The 24,272-nt window shown below is 61.8% G+C and carries 20 protein-coding genes and 1 pseudogene; 11 read left to right on the top strand and 10 right to left on the bottom strand.

From position 1 onward, the window contains the following. Positions 1 to 105 precede the first annotated feature (105 nt). On the top strand, positions 106 to 327 hold the full coding sequence (locus M5C01_RS21440) for a hypothetical protein (protein ID WP_152740767.1): 222 nt from the start codon (positions 106 to 108) through the stop codon (positions 325 to 327). On the opposite strand, the gene M5C01_RS21435 is transcribed toward M5C01_RS21440, so the two are convergent. From M5C01_RS21435 to M5C01_RS21405, 7 genes are all read right to left on the bottom strand, one after another. After that, the gene (locus tag M5C01_RS21435) at positions 324 to 1,283 is read right to left on the bottom strand and encodes a D-isomer specific 2-hydroxyacid dehydrogenase family protein (RefSeq protein ID WP_152740768.1); all 960 of its coding nucleotides are present in this window, start codon (positions 1,281 to 1,283) and stop codon (positions 324 to 326) included. The two genes, M5C01_RS21440 and M5C01_RS21435, sit on opposite strands and share 4 nt — an antisense overlap. After that, positions 1,280 to 2,467: an acyl-CoA dehydrogenase family protein gene (locus M5C01_RS21430; RefSeq protein ID WP_152740769.1), complete on the bottom strand. Its 1,188-nt coding sequence runs from the start codon at positions 2,465 to 2,467 to the stop codon at positions 1,280 to 1,282. The genes M5C01_RS21435 and M5C01_RS21430 overlap by 4 nt, the downstream gene beginning before the upstream one ends. Before the next feature lie 27 nt (positions 2,468 to 2,494). After that, positions 2,495 to 3,499, bottom strand: coding sequence for an ABC transporter substrate-binding protein (locus M5C01_RS21425; RefSeq protein ID WP_103498426.1), 1,005 nt, complete (start codon positions 3,497 to 3,499; stop codon positions 2,495 to 2,497). Between the two features lie 2 nt (positions 3,500 to 3,501). Further along, on the bottom strand, positions 3,502 to 4,848 hold the full coding sequence (locus M5C01_RS21420) for an LLM class flavin-dependent oxidoreductase (protein WP_152740770.1): 1,347 nt from the start codon (positions 4,846 to 4,848) through the stop codon (positions 3,502 to 3,504). A 28-nt stretch (positions 4,849 to 4,876) separates the two neighbouring features. Next, a complete protein-coding gene (locus M5C01_RS21415; RefSeq protein ID WP_152740771.1) occupies positions 4,877 to 5,845 on the bottom strand; it encodes an ABC transporter substrate-binding protein in 969 nt (322 codons plus the stop codon). A gap of 127 nt (positions 5,846 to 5,972) precedes the next feature. Next, on the bottom strand, positions 5,973 to 7,556 hold the full coding sequence (locus M5C01_RS21410) for a rhodanese homology domain-containing protein (RefSeq protein ID WP_152740772.1): 1,584 nt from the start codon (positions 7,554 to 7,556) through the stop codon (positions 5,973 to 5,975). Next, positions 7,553 to 8,161, bottom strand: coding sequence for a cysteine dioxygenase (locus tag M5C01_RS21405; protein ID WP_103498422.1), 609 nt, complete (start codon positions 8,159 to 8,161; stop codon positions 7,553 to 7,555). Before M5C01_RS21405 ends, M5C01_RS21410 begins: the two co-directional genes overlap by 4 nt. A 219-nt stretch (positions 8,162 to 8,380) precedes the next feature. Here M5C01_RS21405 and M5C01_RS21400 point away from each other — a divergent pair, with 219 nt between their 5' ends. Together M5C01_RS21400 and M5C01_RS21395 are read left to right on the top strand one after the other, a co-directional pair. Further along, positions 8,381 to 9,286 carry a LysR family transcriptional regulator gene (locus M5C01_RS21400; protein ID WP_103498421.1) on the top strand — a complete coding sequence of 302 codons (906 nt, stop codon included), beginning with the start codon at positions 8,381 to 8,383 and terminating at the stop codon, positions 9,284 to 9,286. 120 nt (positions 9,287 to 9,406) lie between these two features. Beyond that, a complete protein-coding gene (locus M5C01_RS21395; RefSeq protein ID WP_152740773.1) occupies positions 9,407 to 10,201 on the top strand; it encodes a class II aldolase/adducin family protein in 795 nt (264 codons plus the stop codon). Positions 10,202 to 10,311: 110 nt separating this feature from the next. Here M5C01_RS21395 and M5C01_RS21390 read toward each other — a convergent pair whose 3' ends face one another. Beyond that, positions 10,312 to 11,400, bottom strand: a complete 1,089-nt coding sequence (locus M5C01_RS21390) for an LLM class flavin-dependent oxidoreductase (protein ID WP_152740774.1) — start codon at positions 11,398 to 11,400, stop codon at positions 10,312 to 10,314. Positions 11,401 to 11,730: 330 nt separating this feature from the next. Between M5C01_RS21390 and M5C01_RS21385 the strand changes: the two genes are divergently transcribed. The 5 genes from M5C01_RS21385 to M5C01_RS21365 all read left to right on the top strand — a co-directional run bounded on the left by M5C01_RS21385 (position 11,731) and on the right by M5C01_RS21365 (position 18,951). Continuing rightward, positions 11,731 to 12,603: an ABC transporter permease gene (locus M5C01_RS21385; protein WP_152740775.1), complete on the top strand. Its 873-nt coding sequence runs from the start codon at positions 11,731 to 11,733 to the stop codon at positions 12,601 to 12,603. A gap of 1 nt (position 12,604) precedes the next feature. Beyond that, complete coding sequence (locus tag M5C01_RS21380; protein WP_152740776.1) at positions 12,605 to 13,378, top strand: ABC transporter ATP-binding protein; 774 nt, start codon at positions 12,605 to 12,607, stop codon at positions 13,376 to 13,378. After that, entirely contained in the window at positions 13,371 to 14,387 is a 1,017-nt protein-coding gene (locus tag M5C01_RS21375; protein ID WP_103498416.1) for an ABC transporter substrate-binding protein, read from the top strand. The genes M5C01_RS21380 and M5C01_RS21375 overlap by 8 nt, the downstream gene beginning before the upstream one ends. 383 nt (positions 14,388 to 14,770) lie before the next feature. Beyond that, the gene (locus M5C01_RS21370) at positions 14,771 to 17,701 is read left to right on the top strand and encodes an EAL domain-containing protein (RefSeq protein WP_152740777.1); all 2,931 of its coding nucleotides are present in this window, start codon (positions 14,771 to 14,773) and stop codon (positions 17,699 to 17,701) included. A 113-nt stretch (positions 17,702 to 17,814) separates the two neighbouring features. Continuing rightward, entirely contained in the window at positions 17,815 to 18,951 is a 1,137-nt protein-coding gene (locus M5C01_RS21365) for an alpha/beta hydrolase (protein WP_152740778.1), read from the top strand. Between the two features lie 96 nt (positions 18,952 to 19,047). Here the strand turns inward: M5C01_RS21365 and M5C01_RS21360 are convergent. Continuing rightward, positions 19,048 to 19,323: pseudogene (locus tag M5C01_RS21360) on the bottom strand (type 1 glutamine amidotransferase domain-containing protein); the annotation flags it as partial. Between the two features lie 53 nt (positions 19,324 to 19,376). Further along, positions 19,377 to 19,907, bottom strand: coding sequence for an Lrp/AsnC family transcriptional regulator (locus M5C01_RS21355; RefSeq protein WP_248764389.1), 531 nt, complete (start codon positions 19,905 to 19,907; stop codon positions 19,377 to 19,379). Positions 19,908 to 19,931: 24 nt separating this feature from the next. On the opposite strand from M5C01_RS21355, the gene M5C01_RS21350 reads away from it, so the two are divergent. From M5C01_RS21350 to glgP, 3 genes are all read left to right on the top strand, one after another. Further along, the gene (locus M5C01_RS21350) at positions 19,932 to 20,540 is read left to right on the top strand and encodes a LysE family translocator (RefSeq protein WP_103498165.1); all 609 of its coding nucleotides are present in this window, start codon (positions 19,932 to 19,934) and stop codon (positions 20,538 to 20,540) included. A gap of 152 nt (positions 20,541 to 20,692) precedes the next feature. Then, entirely contained in the window at positions 20,693 to 21,595 is a 903-nt protein-coding gene (locus tag M5C01_RS21345) for a DUF808 domain-containing protein (protein ID WP_152740779.1), read from the top strand. A 168-nt stretch (positions 21,596 to 21,763) separates the two neighbouring features. After that, entirely contained in the window at positions 21,764 to 24,265 is a 2,502-nt protein-coding gene (gene glgP / locus M5C01_RS21340) for an alpha-glucan family phosphorylase (RefSeq protein WP_178129933.1), read from the top strand. Positions 24,266 to 24,272: the final 7 nt, after the last annotated feature.

Here is a 24,272-nt window from a genome sequence, read left to right as displayed (position 1 = left end):
CGACACTGCTTGTGCGCGGACCTTCATGACCCAGGAGTTGATTGAGGGCATGAGCTTGGACCGGCTGCTGTGCGAGCGGCCCGAGGGCTTGTCTTGGCCAGCGGCATGCACCCTTTCCATCGTCTGGATGCGCTCAAGGCCAGGGACCAAGGTCTGGAGCGAACCCTGCGACGTCCGGCACAACTGCCGGGCCGTCTCTGGCCTGCCTTGCGCCAGACGCTGAGCTTCGACCCCGAGCAGCGGAGCATCAATACCGATCAGTTGCTGGAGGCGTTTCGCAAGGTCCCGCTCCGGCGCCGCTGGCCGCGCCTTTGGCTCCGTTGCTAGTACCCGCGCTGCACGTTCGCCAGGTTCTCTGGTGTCAGGCCGTTGAGGACGCGCTCGAGATTGGCGAGGAAACTGTCGGCAATTTCGTGACCACTGTTGCTGGAAATCGCCGACGTATGGGGTGACAGACGAACCCGTGGATGGGCGTAGAACGGATGTCCGTCCGGCAGCGGTTCGGGCTCGGTGACGTCCAGCGAGGCGAGGCCGATCGTTCCGTTCTCCAGCGCTTCAAGCAACGCTCCCTGGTCAAGCAGGCCACCGCGCGCGATGTTGATCAGATGCAGGCCGGGCCTGGCGCTGGCGAGCACGGCAGTGTTGACGATATGCCGGGTCGCGCCGGTCAGGGGGGCGGCCAGCACCAGGTGATCGGCGCGGGCAAACAGGTCATGGATATCCCGCGCGGCCTCGACACCTTCCACCTCGAAGGGCGTCTGGCTCTGACGCAACGCCAGCACCTTGATGCCCAGGGCGTGGGCCTTGGCCGCGAGGCTGCGACCGATGGCACCAAAGCCGAGAATCCCCAGGGTGGTGCCCTTGAGCGGTGTCAGCGCAGTGAAATTCCACTGTGAGTCATGCACCCAGATGTCCGGTAGACGCTTGGCGGCGGCGAAGATCGCGGCCAGGGCGAATTCGGCGATGTTCTCGGCGGCGCTGCCCCGTGACGTACTCACCGGTGGGCCGTCGAAGAACCATTTGGGGTAGAAGTCGATACCGGAAGACACCACCTGAATCCATTTCAACCCATAGGGCCAGCCCGGCGGTGGGGTGTCCGGCGCCAGGTAGCCGCGTACATTGATCGGCCGCGCCAGCAGGATACTGACCTCGGGTGCCAGGTCGCTGGGTACCCCGGCCGGGACGCCGATAAGGCGCACGCCAGGGTGCGCTTGGGCGAGGCGCTGGCGGACCACCTCGTTGAGGTCTTCATCCAATTGGCTGGCAATCACAAGCTGGCTCATGGGCGTTCCTTTGGCTGGCGCTGGGCGAAGACGGCTTTGCCGACACCTTGCAGCACGGCATCGTTCTGCGGCGTGTGAACGCGACTGCAGAGCACGTCGCGGTAATGCCGTTGCAAGGGGTTGTGGCGTGACAGGCCGGGATTGCCGGACGCCTCGATGGCCAGTTCGACGGCGCGGATGGCGTTGCCGGTGACCAGGAATTTCAGTTGCGCGGCGTTGCTCGTGGGCGTGTGTCCCTCAGCCGCGGCATCGAGCAGGCTGCGGTTGGCGAACAGCAAGGTGTCGATATGCCCGACGGTTTCCTGGAAGCGCGGCAGGGTCGAGAGTGCCGCGCCGAGGTTGGAGGGCTTGCGTTGTTCCAGCCAGCCCACCAGCCAGTCCCGAGCCGCTTGGGCAACGGCGTCGTAGACCGATGAAAGCAGTACCGACATCCACAGGAAGCCGTCGCCATCCAGCTCGGGTTGCGGTGCGCTCCAGGGGCTGACGCTGACGGCGTGATCCAGCGGCACCAGGACATTGTCGAATACCACCTCGTGGCTGCAGGTGGCGCGCATGCCCAGATGGTCCCAATCCTCGATGATGCTGATGCCGGGCGTGTCCTTGTGCACCAGCCAGGCACCGACCAGCGGGTCTTCGTCGGTGCTGCGGGCCCAGACGCTGAACCAGCTCAGACCGTGGCTGCCGGTGGAGTAGATCTTGCGCCCGCTGATCCGCCAGCCGGCAGAGGTGCGGCGCGCGATGGTCGCCGGCAGGCCGCCACGGGCTGGTGTGCCGAGGTCCGGTTCGACGCGCAAGGCGTTGATCAGCGCCCCCTTGCTCACCGCGTCCTCGGCCACCTGCGTGCGCAAGGCCGGAGGCCAGGTTTTGCTGTCCTGCAAGCGGGTGTGTTGCAGGTACTGCATCACCAGGATCAAGGCGGTGGAGGGCTCGCCCTTGGCAATGGCGCTGATGGCCTTGCGCGCCTGGGCCAGGTTGGCGCCGCCACCGCCCAGGGCCTTGGGCACGGTCAGGGCCACCAGGCCGTGTTCGTGCAACAGCTTGAAATTGTCATGGGGGAAGGCGCCGCTTTCGTCGTAAAGATGAGCGGTGGCGGCCAACTGACTGCTGATGCGTTCCAGCAAGGCTTCGAAATTGGCCACTGCCACCGAGCGCAGCAGTGGCGTTTGTTGGGAGGAAAGGCTCATGGTCGGCTCACTCGATCAAAATAGTGTTTATATCGGCAGCAACTTGAACTGCCGATCCCACAACGGGCTGACATCCAAGCGCTGGCTCAATACCCCGGCGCTGAAAAACAGATCCGCCACTTCCTGCTGCGAAGCGATGGCCTGTTCATTCACTTCGATCAGCTTGTAGGGCTGGCTGCGGCTGTTGTACATGTCGAGGAACACCGCTTTATCCACCCCCAGCAGTTGCGCCGATTTCACGGCCCAGGGCTCGGGGTTGTTGTTCATCCACTCCAGGGTGCGCGCTTCGCGCTGCAGGTAGTCCTGGATCGCCTGTTTGCGCAGAGGGTCCTCCAGGGCGGCGGGGCGGGCCGCGATCAGGTAGTTGCCCGAGAGGTAGCCCAGGGCGGTTTTCAGCACCCGGGCGCCACTGCGAAATTTCGCCAATTGGATAAACACGCCGTAGATCACCCAGGCGTCCAGCTGGCCGCTCTGGAACGCGCTGAAACCATCTTGTGGGGTGAGTGCGACGGCGGTGATGTCGTTCAAGGTCAGCCCTTGTTCCTTCAGGGCCTTGATCAAAAAGTAGTGGGACGTGGTGGAGCGTACATAGCCCACCCGCTTGCCCTTCAGTTGCTCGACGGATTCCAGTTTCGAGTCCTTGGGGATCAGGATCACCTGGTTGTTCACGTCGCCTTGAAGGACGGCGATCAGCTTGGGCTCGCGATGGCTCTGGATCGAGAAGATCGGCGGGATTTCACTCATGCCGCCGATGTCCAGGCTGCCTGAGGCCAATGCCTCGACAATCAGGTTGCCGCCGGCAAATTCCGCATAGTCGACTTTGTAGGGGGTATCGGAGGTGCCGGCATCGTCGGTGAAATAGGAGTCCTGGCCACGGTAGCTGGCGACGGCGAGGGTCAGCTCAGAAAGTTTTGCCGTGGCCCCCAGCGCCCGTGGCACCAGTGTCGACAACCCCAGTGCGGCCAAGGCTACGGAGCTGGCGGTCAGGAAACCGCGACGATTGAGCTGTCCCTGGATGATCGTGTTCATCATGGTCAGGCCAGTGCCTCCTGTTGCGCTTCGGATTCAAGGGCGAGGCTATGGCGATTGGCCGGGACCTCCAGGCCGAGGTTGTCGCGCAGGGTGACGCCGCTGTATTCGCTGCGAAACAGACCACGTTGCTGCAACACGGGCACGACCTGCTCGGTGAAGGACTGCAAGCCATCCGGCAGTAGCGAGTTGATAATGAAACCGTCGGCCGCGCCCGCTTCGAACCAGGTCTGGATCGCGTCGGCGACCTGCTCCGGGGTGCCGACGAAATCACGCTTGGGGCGCGAAAAGCGCAGCGCCACTTCCCGCAACGTCAGGCCTTCGTCCCGGGCCAGCTGTTTGATGCGGTCAGAGCCGCCTTTCTGGCTGTTGGAACCCAGGTCGCCCAATTCGGGGAACGGCGCGTCCAGTGGATATTGGCTGAAATCATGATCGTTGAACGGCCGACCCAGGGCCACGATGGCATCCTCGACGGTCACCAGTTCCACGGCTTGTTGATAGCGGCTTTCCACCTCGGCTTCATCGCGGCCGACAATCGGCCGGATGCCCGGCAGGATCGACAGCTGATCGGCATCGCGGCCAAAACCACGGGCGCGCTTTTTCAGGTCCTGGGCATAGGCACGGGCTTCGTCGAAGTTCTCGGCGTGGACAAAAATCGCATCGGCATTCTCGGCGGCAAAGTTACGCCCGGCCTCGGAGGTGCCGGCCTGGAAAATCACCGGTTGACCCTGGCGGGAACGGGCGATGTTCAGCGGGCCCTTGACCGAGAAAAACTCACCCTTGTGTTCCAGGGCATGCAGCTTGCCGGGGGTGAAGAACTCGCCGCTTTGCTTGTTATAGGCGAAGGCGTCGTCCTCCCAGGAGTCCCACAGGCCCTTGACCACTTCCACGTGCTCCTTGGCGATGCGATAGCGCACGGCATGGGGCGGGTGCTCGGCCTTGCCGAAGTTGTCGGCGGTGCCGCTGAGCCAGGAGGTCACCACGTTCCAGCCGGCGCGGCCGCCACTGATATGGTCAAGGGAGGCAAACTGGCGCGCCACCTGGAAGGGTTCGGTGTAGCTGACGGTCACGGTCGCCACCAGGCCGATGTGCGATGTCAGCGCCGCCAGGGCCGAAAGGATGGTCAGCGGTTCGAAGCGGTTGAGGTAGTGGGGGCTGGATTTTTCATGGATATGCAGGCTGTCGGCAATGAACACGAAGTCGAACTTCGCGCCTTCCGCCAGTTGTGTCTGCTGCTTGTAGAAGCCGAAGTTGACACTGGCGTTGGGCTGGGCCTGCGGATGGCGCCATTCGCCCCAGCCATGGCCGACGCCATGGACCATCGCACCGAGTTTCAGTTGGCGTTTGCTCATGTTCTCACTCCTTTAGCGGGACGGCTGTTTATCGAGAAGCTTGGGTAAAGGGGGCACGCTGGGCGTTGAAGCTCTTGTCGAAGCCTTGGGAGACGTCGATGTGTCGGGTGAGAAGCCCTTCTTCCTGGTAGATGTCAGCGGTGGTTTGCAGGCCGCTGATCACCGCGTCGTCGATCGCCACCGGTTGCATATGGGTGGCCTTGGCCACGGCTATATGCACCGCCAGGGGCAGGCCGGTGACCTTGGCCAGGGCGGCGGCATAGGCTTCGGGATGGGCATTGCTCCAGCGATAGGCGCGATCGACCCGGGCGACGAAGTCGTCCAGTTGCTGGCGCTTGCCGGCAATGGCCTGGCTGGTGGCCGCGAGGTACAAGTGGTTGGTCAGCAGGCTGTCACCACTGACCAGGACCTTGGCCTGGCTCTGGGTGGTGGCGATGGTGGTGTAGGGATCCCAGGTCGCCCAGGCGTCGGCGCTGCCGTTGTCCAGCAGCAGGCGCGACTCGCTGGGTAGCAGGTAGATGAATTGCACGTCCTGGGTGCTCAGGCCGACACTGCGCAGCGCCTTGATCGCCAGGAAGTGGCCGATGGAGCCGCGGGTGGTGACGATACGCTTGCCCTTGAGATCAGCGGCAGTGTTCAGCGGCGAATCCTTCAGCGTGAGCATGGCCGTGGTGTAGCGCCCCTCGGCGTGGATGATGCTCACCACCTTCAGCGGCGCACCGGCACCGAGGGCGAAGACATAGGGTGCATCGCCCAAGGCGCCGATATCCACGGCACCGGCATTCAGTGCTTCACCCAGCGGGGCGGCGGCGGGGAACTCGGAAAACTGGATCTCGTAGGGCACGTCGGCCAGTTCGCCGGAGACCTCCAGCAGCACTTTGATCGTCGACTTTTGATTGGCCACCAACAGCGGTTGCAGGTCGGCGGCGTGGCTCGCCGCGCCGAACGCGAGGGCGCAGGCGAGCAGCAGGTGCTTGAACGGTTGGGTAAAGCGCATGACAGCGTGCTCCAGGCGAAGCTTGATGTTTCGTGTCACCTCCGCCTGGAGAAAGGGGTCGGGCTGAATTCAATGTGTGGTATGGCAAACGGCGCTGCCCGGCATGCGGTGCAGAAGCCTGGAGGGCTCAGATCACGAAAAAGCCATGGGTGCCGTCGCGGGCCAGTTGCTCCACCAGGCCGAACTCCCAGTCCAGGTAGGCCTGCATGGCTTCCCTTGGGTTGTCGGTGCCTTCATAGGGGCGGCGATAGCGGTCGATGCGCGGCGAGGCGAGGTGACTCTCGCCTTCTTCCAGCGGCAGTTGTGCGGCAATCCAGCTGGCGGTGCCGTCTTGCAGCAGGAACACCTGCTTGCCGGTCAGGGCCTCGACTTCGGCCACCGCCAGGCGCGCCAGTTGGCTGCTGCCACAGGTCAGTACATAGCGCTGCGTCGCCGGCACCTTGGCCAGGGCTTGCGGCAATTGCCCGCGCAGGGCCCACCAGGCGCCGGGGATGTGGCGTTTGACGTAGTTGGCGCTGCTGGTGAAATCGAGTACGGCGGTGTCGCCGTGGGTCAACCACTCGGCCAGGGTCTGCGGGCTGATGACTTCGGCCTGCCGAGGCGCCGGGACCGGTGCCCGCCACGGGCCTTGCTCGCTGAAATGAGTCGGTTGCAGGTCATCCAGCACATGCACTTCCCAACCCAGCTGGGCGAGCCAGGAGGCGGACATATTGGCCCTTACACCGTCGTCATCGGCCAGCACCAGGCGCGCGCCGCGCACGCTGGCGACATGGTCGGTTTCCTGCACCAGTTGGCCGCCCGGCGTCGAGCGGGCGCCGGGCAGGTGACCGGCTTCGTATTCTTCCGGGGTGCGTACATCGAACAGGTAGGTGGTGCGCGCCGCTTGCTGCTGCCAGCCTTGCAGGTCGGCCAGGGTGGCGCGGCCCACGCGGGCCTTGTCGGCAACGCGGCGAGCTTCCTGGGCGGCGACCTGGCGATGTTCTTCCGAGGTGGGGGCGAAGCGTCGCGACTGACCGTGCTGCAGCGTCTGGCCGGCGAGGGTCCAGCCGATGGTGCCGTTGCGCAGGGCGAATACCCGATTGGCGATGCCGGCATTGATCAGCGACTGGGTGCCGATGATGCTGCGGGTGCGCCCGGCGCAGTTGACGATTATATGGGTGGCCGGATCCGGCGCCAGCTCGCGGGCGCGTAACACCAGCTCGGCGCCGGGGACGCTGATGCCAGTGGGAATACTCATGGTCTGGTACTCATCAAAACGCCGGGCATCGAGCACCACCACATCGGCCTCGCTGTCGAGCAGCGCCTGGACTTCTTCCGCCGCCAGGGACGGGGTGTGGCGGCGGCTTTCCACCAGCTCGCCGAAGGCCTTGCTGGGCACGTTGACGTCGATAAACAGCTCGCCACCGGCGCGGCGCCAACCATCAAGACCGCCCGCCAGCAGGCTGACCCGGGTATAGCCGAGCGCCTGCAAGCGCTCGGCGGCGATGTTCGCCAGGCCTTCGCCGTTGTCGTAGAGCGTCACCTGGGTATCGCGGCGGGGGATGCGCGAGTAAACCTCCAGTTCCAGTTTGGACAGCGGGATATTGGCGGCGAACAGAGGGTGGGATTCGGCGAAAGGTGCTTCCTCGCGTACATCGACGAGGGCGACTTCTTCATGGTCCAACAGGGCCTGGCGGATCTGGGCGAAGGTGCGGTTCGATACAGTGCTCATTGGGCAGGGCTCTCTTTGGACAAATCCCAGATGTTCGGGAGAAAGGCGTTGGAATAACCGGAAATAAACAGTTTCTCGCTGCCGTCGGGCTGATACACCGCACGGCGCACGGCACCGATATTGGCGCCGTAGACATGGATGCTGATGGACACCTGATCAGCAAAGGCATTGCTGACTTGATGGATGTCACCGATCTTCGGCGAGACGGCCTCGACCTGGCCCGGTTCCAGCCGGATCGGCTTGCCCTCGGCGCTCAACGTGCCGTCGGTATTGCGTTCGAACCCTTGGGAATACTCGGCGCCGCGCAGCATGCCGATCAGCCCCCACACCCGATGATCATGAATCGGCGTGCTTTGTCCCGGTCCCCACACAAAGCTGACGATGCTGAAACGCTGCCGAGAATCGGCATGCAGCAGAAATTGCTGATAGCGCTCGGGGCTGGGCTGGGCAAATTCGTCCGGCAGCCAGTCATCATGGCTGACCAGTTGCGCCAACAGCTTGCCGCCGCGGTGCAGCAGATCGCCTTCGCGAGGGTTGCCGTCGATCAATTCCGCCAGGGCGCCTATGAATGCTCTGAGTCTCTCCGGGTGTCGGGCCTGGGTCATGGCAGTTCCATCGTGGGTGGTTCGTGGTGATGGGTTATATAAGCATAATGTTTATAGTTAATATGCTATTTTTTAATGATTAGGTTATAGCTGAAAGTAATTTAGAACCGGCTTGACTAGCATTAGGCGTTATCGATAGGGCGGGTGGGCTATCCAGGCGTCGTTTATCTCACTATGCTTTTCACACATCTTAATGACTGTTCTCTATGTGCGGCCCAAATGAAAATTGACGATATCGATGCCTTTGTCGAAGTGATTCGTTGCCAGTCCATCAGCCATGCCGCCGAGTCGTTGCAACTGACCCAGCCGGCGATCACCCGCCGCGTGCAGAACTTCGAGCAGGCGCTCGGAGTGGAGTTGTTCGACCGTAACACCAAGCCTCTCAAGCCTACGCTGATCGGAACCCGGGTGTATGAACAGTGCCGTCTGATCCTGCGGGAGATGGATGCATTGCGCGAGTTGGTGGCCACCGATGCACCGCCCACCGGGTTGTTGCGCCTGGGTGTGCCGCAAACCATCGGTGACGTGGTGCTGCTGGACGCCCTCAAGCACCTGCGCACCGAATACCCCGATCTGCGCGCCCAGGTGGCCACGGGCTGGGGCAGCCAGTTGGTCGGCAAGATCGAGCGCGGTGAACTGGACGCGGCGGCGGCGCTGTTTCCGGCGGGCAAGATCTTCCCGGACAACATCATCGGTGAATCCATCGGCAAGATGGAACTGGTGGTGGTGTGCGCCAAGGCCCAGTTGCCCAAGCGCCCGTGCAAGCTGGCGGATGTCTACCAGAACGGCTGGATTCTCAATCCCGATGGCTGCGGCTTCCGGGCCGGGCTGCAACGCACCCTGTCGGACCAGGGCCTGGCCTTGCGGGTCAACCTGGAAACCTTCGGTACCGAGTTGCAGTTGGGCTTGGTGGCTGACGGCCTGGGGCTGGGCCTAGTGCCGCGGCCGTTGCTGGAACGCAGCGTCCATCGCGAGCAACTGGCGGTCATGCCCCTCAAGGATTTCAAGCCGGTGATGGACCTGTGGCTGATCTACCCGCACTTCCTCGGCAACCTGCAAGGGCCGGTGGATGCCTTTGGCAAACGGGTGGCGGCGTCGTTGCACAAAGTCAGAAACGCCGCATGATTGCGCTGCTGGATATGAAAAAAAATAATAATTAGCTTAGATTAAAATGTGCTTTTTATTATTTTTTTCCATCCCATAGGCTTGCCTGGAAGTCCTTAAGGCCATCCAGGAAGTTTTGCCATGAGCAGCGTCAGTCCGTTATCCAGCGTTTCGAACAATGTCCGACTGCGGGTCACTGCAGAAGAGTGGGAGGTCCGTGTCAAGCTGGCTGCGGCCTATCGGCTGGCGGCCTTGTACAAATGGACCGATCACATCTACACCCATTTCTCCGCCCGGGTGCCGGGACCCGAGGAGCATTTCCTGATCAATGCCTTCGGGCTGTTGTTCGATGAAATCACGGCCTCCAACCTGGTCAAGGTCGACATCGATGGCACCCTCGTCGACGACCCGACCGGGCTGGGCATCAACTACGCCGGTTATGTGATCCACAGCGCCATCCATGCTGCCCGTCCTGACCTGCAAGCGGTGTTGCACACCCATACCCGCGACGGCATTGCGGTGTCTGCGCAGAAGAGTGGGTTGTTGCCGATTTCCCAACACTCCATCGGCTTTTCCGGGCGGGTGGCTTACCACGGCTATGAGGGCGTGGCCCTGGACCTGGATGAGCGTGAGCGCCTGGTGGCGGACCTGGGGGACAAGAGCGTGATGATCCTGCGCAACCATGGCTTGTTGACGGCGGGGATCAGTGTCGAGCATGCGTTTCAGCAACTGCAGGGCCTGGAGCGGGCGTGCAATATTCAGATCGCGGCGCAGGCGGCGGGGAATGCCGAACTGATTTTTCCGCCGGCCGAGGTGGTGGCCAAGGTTGAGAAGCAGGCCGAGGTGTTCAAGAGCGGGGAAGGGCCGGGGGTGGCACGGCATTGGAATGCGTTGATTCGGCAGTTGGAACGTACCGATACCGACTACAAGCATTGATCGGTCATGGGTGAGTTGATGCCCACCCTTCCCGAGAGGGAAAGGTGGGTTTTGCAGGGGGATCAACCCGAGTACAAAAGGTCGAACCCGACGCTTTCAAAAAGGCCGCTCTATGCGACCTTTTCAGCCGCTTGCCGCTCGCGTTCCGCCACCAACTGGCGGGTCAGGGGGATCAGGCGCTTGCCATAGTCGATGGCATCATTGAGGGGGTCGAAGCCGCGAATCAGGAAGGTGGTGATACCGAGGTCGTAATAGTCGAGCAGGGCCTCTGCCACTTGTTCCGCCGTGCCCACCAGTGACGTCGAATTACCCTGTGCCCCCAGCAGTCCGGCAATCCCGGTCCACAAGCGTTTATCCAGCCTCGAACCCTGGGCCGCCGCCGCCAGCAGGCGACGAGACCCTTCGTTCGGTGGTTCGCGCCGGACAAAACCGTTCTGCTCGGCCAGCGCGGTAGCCTGTTGCAGGATCTGCTCCGCACGCTGCCACGCCAACTCCTCGGTTTCGGCCAGGATCGGCCGCAACGACAAGCTGAAGCGGATCGTCCGTCCGTGTTTGGCGGCTTCAGCCCGTACCCGGGCCACCACTTCCCGCACTTGTTCGTAGGTTTCCCCCCATAGCGCATACACGTCCGCATGCTTGCCGGCCACGGCGATCGCCGCGGCTGAAGAACCACCAAAGTACAACGGGATATGCGGCTGTTGCGGCGACTTCACCGTCGAATACGCGCCCTCGACCTGGTAGTAGGTGCCTTCATGGGCAAAGGGTTTCTCGCTGGTCCATTCCTGGCGCACCACGCTCAGGTATTCATCCGTGCGGGCGTAGCGTTCGTCCTTGTCGATATGGCTGCCGTCGGCCCGAAGTTCGCGATCGTCGCCGCCAGTGATGATGTGAACGGCGGTACGCCCGCCGTTGAACACGTCCAGGGTGGCGAACTGTCGAGCGGCCAGGGTCGGCTGGGCAAAACCGGGCCGATGGGCAATCAGGAACTGCAGTTTTTTGGTCACGCTGGCCGCGTGGGAGGCAATGAGCGTGCTGTCCGGGCTGTTGGAGTGGAAGGCTACCAGGGCACGGTCGAAGCCGGCTGCTTCGTGGGCGCGAGCGACGGTTTCCACGTAGTCGGGTTGCAAGGTCAGGCCACTGCGGGGATGGATCTCCGAAGCGTGGTGGCCGCCGATGTAGCCGATAAATTCAATGCTCATGCTCAGTTCCTTGTGGGTAGGGGCGCTCTGTAGGGGTCGAAAGTAGGGGGCGGGGGCGGGGCTGTAAAATGCCGTTTTGTTCTAAGTTAATTATTAATTTGTAGAATTTTAAGAAATGCTATTTATCAGTAATATGCATTTTGTTGGTTGAGGTCGGCGTGGGCGGCGAGGCTCGCTTGATTATGCAAATAATTTATTGTTTGGATTTTATGTCTGATTTTTAATCATATTAGGTTATTCCCAAAAAGAATTTCACTGAGGTTTTTTATGCGACTAGCATGAAGCTGCAACGGCGCTCCTGGCCGTGTTTTTTGTGAGGACGGAAGCCCGATGAATGAAAAAACCCTGAATGCCAGCTCGTTTTCCGTCGACAAGGCGGCTCGCTTCCAGGGCGAGCCTGAAGGTGTGTCACGACTGGTGCCCCCCTGGTTGCGCAACTGGCGCACCCCCGAGGTGTTATTGCGGTTGGTCAGCCCGATCGTGTTGCTGCTGGTATGGGAGTTGGCCTCCGAGCTAGGGCTGATCCCGCAACGGATCATCGCCGCGCCGTCGCAGATCGGCGGTACCTTGTGGGCGATGATCGTTTCCGGCGAGTTGGGCAAGCACCTGCTGGTATCCCTGCAACGGGCGCTGCTGGGGCTGGGCATTGGCGTCAGCATCGGTGTGGCGGCGGCGCTGATCACCGGCCTGTCCAAGCGTGGCGAGGTGATCCTCGATTCGCCGATGCAGATGCTGCGCACCATTCCCTCCCTGGCCCTGGTGCCGTTGTTCATCCTCTGGTTCGGCATCGGCGAGTTCACCAAGATCGCGCTGATCGTCACCGGCACCACCTTCCCGGTCTACCTCAACCTGTTTTCCGGTATCCGCAACATCGACCCCAAGTTGATCGAGGCCGCCAACACCCTGGGGCTCAATCGCCGCGAGTTGATCTGGCATGTGATCCTGCCGGGTTCGTTGCCTTCTTTTTTTGTCGGCCTGCGCTATTCCCTGGGGATTTCCTGGCTGGCCCTGGTGTTCGTCGAGCAAATCAACACCACCGCCGGTATCGGCTTCCTGGCCAGCGATGCGCGGGACTTCATGCGCACCGACGTGATTGTGATTTGCCTGTTGATCTACAGCGTCCTCGGCCTGCTGATCGATGGGCTGATCCGCACCCTGGAACGTTTCGCCCTGGCCTGGCGCCCATCTTTCGTGAGGAACTGACATGTCGAATATCGAATCCTTGGCGGCACCGGTACAGTTGCGCAATGTGGTGCGCCAGTTCGGTCAGCAACGGGTCATCGACGGCCTGGACCTGGACATCGCCCCCGGCGAGTTTGTCGCACTGCTGGGCGCCAGCGGCTCCGGCAAGACCACCTTGCTGCGCAGCCTGGCCGGGCTGGACAGCATCGACAGCGGCCAGTTGCGCGTGCCCAAGGCCCGGGCGGCCGTGTTTCAGGAGCCGCGGCTGATGCCCTGGAAGCGGGCCTGGAAAAACGTGATCCTCGGACTGCGCATTCCCGATGCCAGGGAACGCGCGGTGCAGGCGTTGACGGAGGTAGGGCTGGCCCATCGACTGGACGCCTACCCGGCGACGCTCTCCGGTGGGGAGGCCCAGCGCGTGGCGTTGGCCCGTGGTCTGGTGCGCGAACCCAAGCTGCTGTTGCTGGATGAACCTTTCGCCGCGCTGGACGCCCTGACCCGGATCAAGATGCATCGGCTGATTATCGAACTGTGGCGCAAGCATACGCCGGCCGTGCTGCTGGTCACCCACGACGTTGACGAAGCGATTTTGCTGGCCGACCGCGTGATCGTCCTGGCCCATGGCAAGATTGCCGAGCAGCTGACCATCGATCTGCCTCGGGCGCGGGACACGGGTCAGGACGGCTTCCAGGCGATCCGGGCACGCTTGCTGAGTCTTCTCGGGGTTGAAGTGGACGTCCCGGCGGCGGTGGGGCAAGCGGCTGCCAGTGGCGTGCGGCGGTTTGCCCATGGTTGAGTTGAGAGTGTTGATGCTGGTGGCGGCCGCGTTGTTGCTGGGGGGCTGTGATAAAGCGGCCGAGGCCCCGAAAACCCATTCTGATTTATCGGGCGTGACCTTGATCCTGGGTGATCAGGCCAAGGGTTTGCGCACGGTGGTAGAAGCGGCCCACGCCCTGGAAGGCATCGACTACAAGGTTGAATGGGCCAACTTCCAGGGCGCCGCGCCGCTGTTCGAAGCCTTGCGCGCCGGCGCGGTGGACCTGGGCCCGGCCGGTGACACACCGGTACTGGCCGCGGCCACGGGGGGCACGGCCTTGCGTATCGTTGCCGTACGCCGCAGCCAATCCCGGGGCATTGCGATCCTGGTGCCACCCGATTCACCGATTCACACCGTCGCGGACCTGAAAGGACACAATGTGGTGGTCTCGTCCGCCCGTGGCAGCATTTCCCAGTACCTGCTGATTCGTGCCCTGGCCAATGCCGGAGTGGATGAGAAAGACGTCAAGGTCGGTTTTGTCCTGCCCACGGATGCGTTACCCGCCTTCAATGCCGGGAAGATCGAAGCCTGGGCCACCTTCGGCGTCTATCAGGCATTTGCCGAGCAGAAAGGTGCCAGGGTGCTGATCAGCGGGGAGGGGATCAATACCGGGCTGACCTTTATCACCGCGTCCGATGAAGTGCTTGCCGATCCCCTCAAGCGCAGGGCGTTGGGCGATGTGTTGCAGCGTTTCGCCAAGGCTTTTGAATGGGCGCAGAAAAATCCCGAGGAATACGCGCGGGTGTTTGCCAAGGCCAATGATATTCCCCTTGAGGTTTCTCAGTTGCTGCGCCGTTGGGGGGATGAGTCGTTGTTGCCGGTAGAGGCGAGGGACCTGCAGGCGTTGCAGCAGGTGGATGATCTTTTCGTCGAGAAGAAGATCTTTCCCCATCGGGTCGAGGTGGAGAAATTCACCGATGCGCAGGTGTTTTCGAATGAGTCGGTGGCGCTGAGTCGATCGACATCGACAGCCACAAATCCCAACTGATCGTTCTGAAAACGGACTCACGGGCGCCGATACAATCCGCGTCCGCGTCTAATGGAAGCGCTGGCCCGAGGCCTCGCCCTGGAGTTGGCGCCGATACGGGTCAACACGCTGTCACCCGGTCCGATCAATCCCCCCATTTTCACTGAAGCGCTGGGCGCCAGGCTGGTCTGAGCGGCCCAACCGGCCAACTCTGAAAAAGCTCATGCCGGACGGTCATTCTCATAACGAACCAATAGAGGCAATATGCTATCTGCGTGGGGGCGCTTCAGCCACGGTTGGCACCCAAACGAATAAACGTTTGAAACAAGCGCTATAAGCTTTACTTGGAAGGCACATTGCTAGTAATCAGTGAGTGTCTTCAATTTTTGGCTCAGGGAGCGCTGATGAGTGTTCGTCCATTGACCGACTCCCCGCTGCAATCGAACGATTGCGATAGTGTCGCTTCTCAACTAAAAGGGACCCCGGGTACGGTTGGCATGGCCTACGTTGGCAACGAGGACAGGATCGAAGACTTGCTGGACTCAGCGCGCAACTGGGCCCATACCACTGCCTGGGTGGTTTACCGCGCCGGAGAACAAATGCACCGGGTCGGGCAGGGCGACCCCTCGCTGCAGTGGCCCTCAAGCGTCGCCCATGAAGCGTTTGACGCCTTTTGCCTGACTCGCCAGTTGCACCGCTGGCCGACGGGCAGAGGCGAAAACGTGCTGGGCTGGCTGCTCGCACCCATCAAGGATGCCGCGGAACCGGCGCTCGCCGAGTTTGCCCAGCGCCTGGGCATTGAGGTACAGACCAATACCCTGGCCCGTGCGCAGGTCACTCAGCGTGTGTTGTATGAGATTACCTACCTGGCCAGTTCAACCCGCGACCGTTCGGTGTTTCTGGTGGGGGTTCACCAGTTGCTGGCCAGCCTGATCGACGCCGAGAACTTCTACCTCGCGCTGTATGACCCGCTCAGTGGCAAGATCGACTACCCGTACTACGTCGACATTATCGACGTGGATGCCCTTGAAGCCGAGAACTACGAATACCTTGACCCTGGGCACCTGTCCTTGACCGGCCAGGTGTTGACCAGCGGCCAGCCACTGCTGATCGACTCCGCCGGTATTCTCGAGGCCCAGGCCGGGGGCCATTTCCACTGCGTGGGTGATCGTCCCGAGTTCTGGATGGGCGCACCCTTGAAAAATGCCTCGGATGAAGTGTTTGGCATGCTGGCGATGCAGGTCTACGACGTGGCCCGTATCTACAGTGCCGAAGACCGCGCGTTGTTTCTGGTGGTGGCCCGCCACGTGGCCATGGCGTTGGACCGGATCCTGCACCGGGCGGACCTGGAAGAGACGGTGATGCGTCGTACGCTGGAGCTGTCGGCACTCAACGATGCCTTGAGGCAGGAGGTGCTTGACCGCGAGCGCGCCGAACACCTACAGAGCGCGTTGTTCCAGATAGCCGAACTGTCGAGCCAGCCGGGCGACATGGCCGAGTTGTTTCAAACCCTGCATGGCATCGTCGGCGAGTTGCTGTTCGCGCAGAACTTCTACATTGCGCTGTTCGACGACGCGACCGGCGAAGTGACCTTTCCTTACTATGTCGATGAGCGACTGACCACCCACCCGGTGGCCCGGCGCGGGCGCCGGGGCTTGACCGAGTACGTTATCCGCCAGCGTCGACCCTGCCTGATCGATGCCGGCGAGTCCGAGCGCTTGTCGGAGAGCGGTGAAACCGAAAGGGCCCATGAGTCTGTCCGCGCCTACTCCTGGCTGGGCATTCCCTTGTTCGATGGCGATGTGGTGCGGGGCGTGCTTGCCGTACAGAGCTACACCTCGCAGGTGTGCTACACCCTGCGTGACCAGGAGTTGCTGACGTTCGTGTCGCGACACATCGACACCGCGCTGTCGCGCCGCACGGCCGCCGAAGCGATCCACGCTGCCAACCTCATGCTCGAAGCCCGGGTGCAGAACCGCACCCGCGAACTCGATCATGCCAATGCCAAGCTGCAACACGAAAACTCCCACGATGCGCTGACCGGGCTAGCCAACCGTACCTACCTGCAACAGCGCCTCAACCAGGCCTGGTCACGGTTCGATAGCGAAGGCGGGCACCTGGCGGTGATGTTCATCGACCTCGACCGTTTCAAGATGGTCAATGACAGCCTCGGCCATCATTTCGGCGATCTGCTGCTGATGCAGGCCGCCGACCGTTTGCGCGGTTGCCTGCGTGACTCCGACATGCTGGCGCGTCTGGGCGGTGATGAGTTTTCGGTACTGGCTCCCGAGGCGCCGCTGGACAGGGTGATCGACATTGCCGAACGGATCCTGGTGGCGTTTGACCTGCCGTTTTTCATCAATGGCCATGAAGTCTTTTCGTCCTGCAGTATCGGTATTGTCAGCGCCGACAGCCAGTTCCATCAGGAGCCGGCCGACCTGCTGCGCGATGCCGATGCGGCGATGTACCGGGTCAAGAGCGCCGGGCGCGACAGCTACGCGGTGTTCAATCAGGAAGTGCGCCGCGAAGTCTCGGACCAGGTCGAGCGTGAAGGGGCCTTGCGCAACGCCCTCAAGCGCACGGATGAACTGCTGCCGTATTTCCAGCCGATTGTCAGCGTCGAAAGCGGTGAGCTGCTGGCCCTTGAAGCGCTGGTCCGCTGGCATCAGCCGGGCGGGCGGGTGGTCGCGCCGGGCGAGTTTCTGCCGGACTTCGAGGGATTGCGCCTGATCGGTCGACTGGACCTGTACATGCTGAGCAGCATTGCCGTGATCCTCGCCCAGCCCCAGCACGCCCACTGGCCACCGGTGCACGTCAATTGCTCGAGCTACAGCATGACGCGCCCGGACTTCGCCAGCGATGTGCTTGCACTGCTGGCGCGGCACCAGGTCTCGCCGTCGCGGATCTGCCTGGAACTGACCGAAGGTGCCCTGGTGGCGGAGCCGGCGCTGGCTCGACGCACCATGCAACAGCTGGCCGACAACGGCATGTCGGTGGTGCTCGATGACTTCGGTGCGGGCTTTTCATCCCTGAGCTACGTGCATCAATACCGCTTCAGCGGCTTGAAGATCGACAAGTCGTTCATCCTCGAACTGACCAGCAGTGCCCGCAGTCGCGCGATTGTCCGGGCGATTGTGCGGATGGCCGAATCCCTGGACCTGAGCGTGGTGGCCGAAGGGGTCGAGGACGCCGAGACGCTCGAATTGCTGCGTGAAATGGGCGCGGGACAGGCCCAAGGTTACTATTTTGCCAAACCGATGGGGTTGCAGGCGTTGATGGGGTGTTTTTCTGGCAGCGGATCGGTTCTTGGCTGGAGCGGCAGCGCAGACGCGTAACCCCCAGCTTCTCCAGCCACCCTTTACCCATTCTTTACCTGCCCTTGTGTCTCGTTCGCCAGAGGCTCGGTTACGCTGCTAGCCATCTTGATCTTGACGACTTTGTGAATCGAATGAACCTTCAACCTCGTTACTGGCTAGCGGTGGGCGCCTTAGTGGGCAGCCTGGGATTGATCTCTGGTTGCGCGGGCGATCCGCCAGACCCGCGAATCGAATTCACCGAGCTGGTCAATAAAGACCTGGCCAGCGCCTATCAACCGTCCCACAACGAAACAACCGGTTGGGGCGCCATCTGGCAACTCGATCAGCAATCGGTGGATGTGGCCTGGTTGGCGCCGGCTACCCATGAGCGCCTGCCGTTGATTATCTACTTGCCGGGGTTGGGTGAGCCGGCCTCGGGCGGTGTGGAGTGGTGCAAGGCTTGGGCGCAAGCCGGTTATGCGGTGCTGTCTGTTCAAGGGCACGCCTATGATCAGTCGATTTTTGCCTCGGCGCAGGCGTTGGATGGTGACTTCCGTGGCGTGGCCAGCACTCATTACACCGCCGCCGCCTTGCGCGACAGGCTGGCCACCTTGCAGAAAGTCCTGACTGAGGTTCGGGCTCGGGCGGCGAAAGGCGACGCACAACTGGCGGCCATCGACTGGGACCAGGTCGTGGTGGCCGGCTTTGATTTAGGGGCACAGACCGCTGAGGCACTGGCCGGGGCGCTGGAACCTGGCGCTACGTCGGGCGTCGCGATTCAGCCCAAGGCGGTGTTGTTGCTCAGTCCTTATGTGGAAGCCGGTGCTCGGCCAGGGCTGTTCGCCCAGATGTCGGCGCCCGTGCTGTCGATGACCGGTCAGGAGGATGAAGATCCGTTCAACTGGGTCAGTTCCTATCGCCAGCGACAGGTGCTGGGGGAGTCGGTGACGGTGGCCGGCAGCGTTCAGTTGGAGCTGAACAAAGCGACGCACAAGACCTTGTCCGGTACCGAGCTGTTCAACCGACCATCGAAAAAAGCCGACAAGGGCAGCGACCCGTCCGGCGATGCTCCCAAGAGCAGAGGGCACAAGCACGGTGGCGCCAAGCCCGGCGGTGGCGTCCATAGTTCGATGGCGGGCGAACCGGCCCCGGATCCCAAGCAAGTGGCCGCGATTCAGGCAATCGGTGTGGCGTTTCTCGATAGCCGCGTCAAACACAATTCCGCGGCCACCGAATGGTTGCTGAAAGGCGCGCCAGGTTGGCTGGAGGGGGCGGGGCGGTTGAAGTAGTTTTGGGCAGGGTCAACGGCTGTTCAATGGCCCGGCGCGTTTCATCCGCCCCACTCCGGGAAATCTCGCCGATTTGTGTTTCTATGCAGGAGCCCTATAAGAGGTCCAATCGTCGGCTTTCGAGTACAGGCCACCCTGGGCCCTGAGTACGTCCTCGACCAGGAACGGCACCACGTTGGTCAGGCCCACGGCCTCTTCTTCGGTATTGGTGAGCCCAGTGACTTTCTTGCCCTCGACCAGCGGACGGCCATCCGCTTTCTTGACATGACGCAGTACGCCGGGCGCGTGGCAGACGAGGGCGGCAGGTTTACCGGCCGCGAGGAACGACTGGATCAACTGGGTCGAGTGCTGGTCTTCGGCCAGATCCCACAGTGAGCTTCCTTTTTTTCATCTGATGTGAAGGCCGCCGCTCACTTTAACGAGGGTTAAGCCCGCTCGTTCTTCGACGAGTCCATGACGATGTAGCTGGTGATCGACGATACATGAGGCAAGGTACCGAGAACGTCGGTATGAAACGTCTTGTACGCCTTGATATCCGCAACCTCTACGCGCAGCAGGTACTCGATGGCGCCCGTGATGGTGTGGCATTCCACGACTTCCGGAGCGCCAGCGATGGCGCGCTCGAAGGCCTGAAGGCTTTCCTTGGTGTGATTGGAAAGGCCTACGGTGATGTACACCACAAAGCCAGCCCCCAGGCGGGATCTATCGATAACGGCCCGGTATCCGGTGATGATACCGGCAGATTCCAGGTCCTGTACCCGCCTCAAGCAAGCAGAGGGGGACAGACCGACCCGTTCAGCCAGTTTCACATTGGTTTGGCGCGCGTCCTTGGCAAGCTCGGACAATATTCTTTCGTCAATTCGGTCTAAAGCTGTTGTTTGTTGCATGGATCCGATTTTTGCTCGTGAGTTCACAAGAAAATTCTGTGATTTAAGCAATAGAATATTCCGCTTCATGGGCTTGATACAACAGATGAATATATGAGCGATATGGCGTTTCTTTTCCCTTTTCTGCTTTTCGCCATCGTGATGACAGGCACGCCGGGCCCGAATAATGCGATGGTCCTCGTATCGGGTGCCCGGGTAGGGGTCTGGCGCACGATGCCCCTCGTGTGGGGCATCGTGGCGGGTGTGGCGCTCCAGATGGTGATATTGGGCCTGGGCCTCGGAGCGGTGTTCGAGGCCATTCCGGGGTTTCACACCGCGTTGAGCATCGTGGGGGCGACCTACATCTTATGGCTCGCGTGGAAGATTGCCTCCAGCGGTCCGTTGGTGATCGGCGATGAGGAGCGCTCGCCCATGGGGTTTTTCGGCGGGGTGGTTTTCCAGTGGATCAATCCCAAGGCGTGGGCCATATCGATCAGCGCGGCAGCCACCTATATTCCCCTCGAGAACCATCTTGTGAACGTGTTCATGACCGCTGCGCTGCTGGCGGTCGTGTCTACTCCCTGTGTCGGGATCTGGGCGGTGGGTGGGGTGGTATTTCGACGTTTCCTGATGCGAGCGAATGTGGCGTTGGTCTTCAATATCGTCATGGCGCTTGTCTTGTTAGGCGCTACCCTGCCAGCCATTGTGCGTCTAACCCATTGATTGCCTGGAGCGTCGATCAAGGTGATGGCGCGCGCTTTTCAGCAGTCGGATTCCGTTTCCTGTAGCGCTATTGAAGAAAAAGCGCTTCATCACGCCCCTGAACCTTATACTTGGCCCGCCGTCCAGGCAGGTTAGGTTCAGGAGTTGAAACCATGGCAGGTAGCAGTTTTTTCGCGTTGTTCGATGACATCGCAACCTTGTTGGACGACATATCGGTGATGAGCAAGGTCGCCGTGAAGAAAACCGCCAGTGTTCTGACGGATGATCTGGCGGTGAACGCGGAGAAGGTGGTTGAGCTCAAGGCGGATCGTGAGCTGCCAGTGGTGTGGGCCGTGTGCAAGGGCTCCCTGGTCAACAAGGCGATTCTTGTCCCGCTGGCGCTGGGGCTCAATTACCTGGCCCCTGCGCTGGTCCATTGGTTGCTGGTGATTGGCGGGATCTACCTCTGCTATGAAGGTATCGAGTCGCTTATCGAGAAGTTGAGTCCCCATGGCGGCCAGGATGAAGCACGAAAGGTAAAGAGGCTCAATGAAGCCGAGGCAAAGGTCTACGAGGCGAAGAAGGTGAAAGGCGCCATCGTGACCGACTTTGTCCTGAGCGCCGAGATCGTGGTGATCACCCTCAATGTTGTGGCTGAGGCGCCTTTCGTGCAGCAGTTGATAACGCTTGTGTTGATCTCCTTGCTGGTGACGTTTGGTGTGTACGGGCTAGTGGCTGGCATCGTTCGGCTGGATGACCTCGGACTGCGGCTGCGCAAGATCACCCACCCCGGTCATTTCTCGGCAATGCTTCGCCGGATGGGCGGCTGGCTGATATCGGCCGCGCCCAAGCTGATGAAACTGCTGTCGTGGGTGGGCACCATCGCCATGTTTTTTGTCGGAGGGGCGTTCATTGCGGAAGCGGTTCACGGTGGACCTGAATGGATCGTCAAGCCGGCCATCAAGCATTGGCTGGAGAACTATTTGATCCAGGCCGCCGTGGGACTGATCGCCGGGGCCATTGCAGTCGCAGTGGCCTGGACGGCAAGACGGCTGAGTCATCGGGTACTAGGGTAGGCCCTTGACCCGCAGGTGACGTGCAGGGCGGCTCAAACCCTCGAGCCGCTCATGGGATCCATTCGACTTGATGTAGATCAAGCCGGAAAGTCCTCCAACTCCGATAGTGTGCGCTCGTGCTTGCACTCCATCAGTGCCTGGCAACGACTATTGCATTGAGGTGTCGATGTGTACGCGTTCTCGCCACGGGAGTTGCCGGAGCAACTCTTCATATTGACCGAGCTTGCGCTCAACCTGCGCTGGACCTGGAATCACGCACTCGACGGTCTCTGGGAAGCGATCGATCCAATGCTATGGGAGCGTACCCATAACCCCTGGATGATTCTGCAGAACGCGTCGCCGCAGCGTTTTGAGGCGCTCTGTCGGGATACCTCGTTCTCGCAGACACTCACACAGGCCATCGAAGAGCACCGGCGTTATCTCGGTGAGCCGGGCTGGTATGCACAGCAGTCGGCGCCCGCCGATTCGGCGCGGATCGCATACTTCAGCATGGAGTTTGGCCTGAGCGAGGCCTTTCCACTCTACGCCGGCGGACTCGGTGTACTGGCCGGGGATTATCTCAAGACGGCCAGCGACCTGGGCGCCCCGGTAGTCGGAGTGGGCTTGCTCTACCAGGAAGGTTATTTCCGGCAAAGCATCGACTCGGCCGGTCGACAGCATGAGGCCTATCCCTACAACGACCCGACCAGCCTGCCGATCCAGCCGGCTATTGGCAGCGACGGCGCCTGGCTGAAAGTCGCGCTGCAACTTCCGGGGCGCACGTTGCATTTGCGGGTGTGGCAGGCCATCGTCGGACGTACACGCCTGTATCTGCTGGACAGTAACGATCTGCTCAATGGCGCCGGAGACCGCGGGATCACCTCCAAATTGTACGGCGGCGGTTCGCAAATGCGCTTGCTCCAGGAAGTGGTGCTCGGCATCGGCGGCTGGACGGTACTCGAAGCCCTGGGGATCGACGTGGACGTGTGCCACCTGAACGAGGGGCATGCCGCACTGCTGGTGCTGGAGCGGGCCCGCTGCTTCATGCACAAGATGGGCGTTTCGTTCCGGGAAGCCTGGTGGGCGACGCGTGCCGGGAATGTCTTCACCACGCATACGCCGGTGGCGGCGGGTTTTGATGTCTTCCCCGCCGCGCTGATCGGCAAGTACGCGCGTCCCTACCTCGAAGACTGTGATCTTTCATTGCGCGAACTGCTGGCATTGGGTCGGCGTGATCCGCTGGATGACGACGAGCCGTTCAACATGGCTTTTCTCGCCTTGCGTGGCTGTGCCCAGTGCAATGGGGTGAGTCGCCTGCATGGTGAGGTCAGCCGTCGTCTGTTCAGCGATCTGTATCCACGCTGGCCGTTTCAGGAAGTACCCGTGGGGCATGTGACCAACGGCGTCCATGTGCCTTCCTGGGACTCGGTCTGGTCCGATCACCTGTGGACCACCTGCTGCGGCAAGGAGCGTTGGCTCGGTAGCGTGGAGTCGCTCCCCGGGCCGCTTTCCGACAGCGACGACCAGGCCCTGTGGACCATGGCCGGCGAGCAACGCCTTGATCTGGTGAAGTACGCGCGTCAGCGTCTGGCCTGGCATCTTGGGCAGCGTGGCGAGTCCGTGCAGCAGATTGAAGAGGCCGCGCAGGTGCTCGATCCCAATTGCCTCACGCTCGGTTTCGCCCGGCGCTTTACCGACTACAAGCGCCCGAATCTGCTGCTGCATGACCCGGATCGCCTGACGCGTCTGCTCACCGATGAGCAGCGTCCGGTCCAGCTGATCATCGCGGGTAAGGCCCATCCCGATGATGAGCAGGGCAAGCAATTGATCCAGGCCTGGATGGACTTCGTTCATCGTCCTGGTCTGCGCCGGCACGTGGTGTTCCTGGAGGATTACGACCTCGAACTGGCCCAGCATCTGGTACAGGGCGTCGATGTCTGGATCAATACACCACGACGCCCCTGGGAAGCCTGCGGTACCAGCGGCATGAAGGTGTTGGTCAATGGCGGATTGAACCTGTCCGAACGCGACGGCTGGTGGGCGGAGGCCTACCAGCCCGATTGCGGCTGGGCCATCGGCACTGACGGGCCCAGCGACGATGTGGTCGATGCCGAGTGCTTGTACCGCTTGCTCGAGGACGCAGTCGTGCCGTCCTTCTACACCCGCGACACCCAGGGCATTCCCCGTGCCTGGGTGCAACGCATGCGGGCCAGCATGTCGCAACTGGGGCCGCAATTCAGCAGTAACCGCATGCTGCTCGAATACCTGGAGCGTTTTTACCAACCGGCGATTCAGGCGTTCCGACGCCGCCGCGAGGACCAGGCCGGGCTCGCCCGTGGGCTTCAGGCGTGGCAGAAGGCGCTGAGCGCGGGGTGGGACAACATACATTTTGGTACGCTCGATGCACATCGCGACGGCGATCAGCTACATATCAGCGTGCCTGTCTATCTGGGGGAGATCGCCCCGGAATGGGTAAAGGTGGAGCTCTGTGCCGCCTTGCGCGACGAGTTCCCGGCGCTGTGCCTGCCGATGACCGCCAGTGGCCCGATTCCCGGCGCCGTCCACGGTTATATCTTTTCCCTCTCGATGGCTGTCACGCGACCCCTGGAGGATTACACCCCACGGGTTCGCGCCTGGCACCCGGAGGCCTTTCTGCCGGCGGAAAATGCGCTGATCGCCTGGCAGCGTTGAGGCCAGG

The organism is Pseudomonas sp. MWU12-2319 (assembly GCF_023242525.1).
GTDB classification, from domain to species: domain Bacteria; phylum Pseudomonadota; class Gammaproteobacteria; order Pseudomonadales; family Pseudomonadaceae; genus Aquipseudomonas; species Aquipseudomonas gingeri_D.
The sequence above is the reverse complement of the archived record's forward strand: the minus strand, read 5'-3'. Positions and strand labels throughout refer to the sequence as shown.

Excerpts from the sequence above, each read along its gene's own strand:
- M5C01_RS21440 (WP_152740767.1), top strand. The coding sequence starts at position 106 with ATGCACCCTTTCCATCGTCTGGATGCGCTCAAGGCCAGGGACCAAGGT.
- M5C01_RS21435 (WP_152740768.1), bottom strand. The coding sequence starts at position 1,283 with ATGAGCCAGCTTGTGATTGCCAGCCAATTGGATGAAGACCTCAACGAG.
- M5C01_RS21430 (WP_152740769.1), bottom strand. The coding sequence starts at position 2,467 with ATGAGCCTTTCCTCCCAACAAACGCCACTGCTGCGCTCGGTGGCAGTG.
- M5C01_RS21425 (WP_103498426.1), bottom strand. The coding sequence starts at position 3,499 with ATGATGAACACGATCATCCAGGGACAGCTCAATCGTCGCGGTTTCCTG.
- M5C01_RS21420 (WP_152740770.1), bottom strand. The coding sequence starts at position 4,848 with ATGAGCAAACGCCAACTGAAACTCGGTGCGATGGTCCATGGCGTCGGC.
- M5C01_RS21415 (WP_152740771.1), bottom strand. The coding sequence starts at position 5,845 with ATGCGCTTTACCCAACCGTTCAAGCACCTGCTGCTCGCCTGCGCCCTC.
- M5C01_RS21410 (WP_152740772.1), bottom strand. The coding sequence starts at position 7,556 with ATGAGCACTGTATCGAACCGCACCTTCGCCCAGATCCGCCAGGCCCTG.
- M5C01_RS21405 (WP_103498422.1), bottom strand. The coding sequence starts at position 8,161 with ATGACCCAGGCCCGACACCCGGAGAGACTCAGAGCATTCATAGGCGCC.
- M5C01_RS21400 (WP_103498421.1), top strand. The coding sequence starts at position 8,381 with ATGAAAATTGACGATATCGATGCCTTTGTCGAAGTGATTCGTTGCCAG.
- M5C01_RS21395 (WP_152740773.1), top strand. The coding sequence starts at position 9,407 with ATGAGCAGCGTCAGTCCGTTATCCAGCGTTTCGAACAATGTCCGACTG.
- M5C01_RS21390 (WP_152740774.1), bottom strand. The coding sequence starts at position 11,400 with ATGAGCATTGAATTTATCGGCTACATCGGCGGCCACCACGCTTCGGAG.
- M5C01_RS21385 (WP_152740775.1), top strand. The coding sequence starts at position 11,731 with ATGAATGAAAAAACCCTGAATGCCAGCTCGTTTTCCGTCGACAAGGCG.
- M5C01_RS21380 (WP_152740776.1), top strand. The coding sequence starts at position 12,605 with ATGTCGAATATCGAATCCTTGGCGGCACCGGTACAGTTGCGCAATGTG.
- M5C01_RS21375 (WP_103498416.1), top strand. The coding sequence starts at position 13,371 with ATGGTTGAGTTGAGAGTGTTGATGCTGGTGGCGGCCGCGTTGTTGCTG.
- M5C01_RS21370 (WP_152740777.1), top strand. The coding sequence starts at position 14,771 with ATGAGTGTTCGTCCATTGACCGACTCCCCGCTGCAATCGAACGATTGC.
- M5C01_RS21365 (WP_152740778.1), top strand. The coding sequence starts at position 17,815 with ATGAACCTTCAACCTCGTTACTGGCTAGCGGTGGGCGCCTTAGTGGGC.
- M5C01_RS21355 (WP_248764389.1), bottom strand. The coding sequence starts at position 19,907 with ATGAAGCGGAATATTCTATTGCTTAAATCACAGAATTTTCTTGTGAAC.
- M5C01_RS21350 (WP_103498165.1), top strand. The coding sequence starts at position 19,932 with ATGAGCGATATGGCGTTTCTTTTCCCTTTTCTGCTTTTCGCCATCGTG.
- M5C01_RS21345 (WP_152740779.1), top strand. The coding sequence starts at position 20,693 with ATGGCAGGTAGCAGTTTTTTCGCGTTGTTCGATGACATCGCAACCTTG.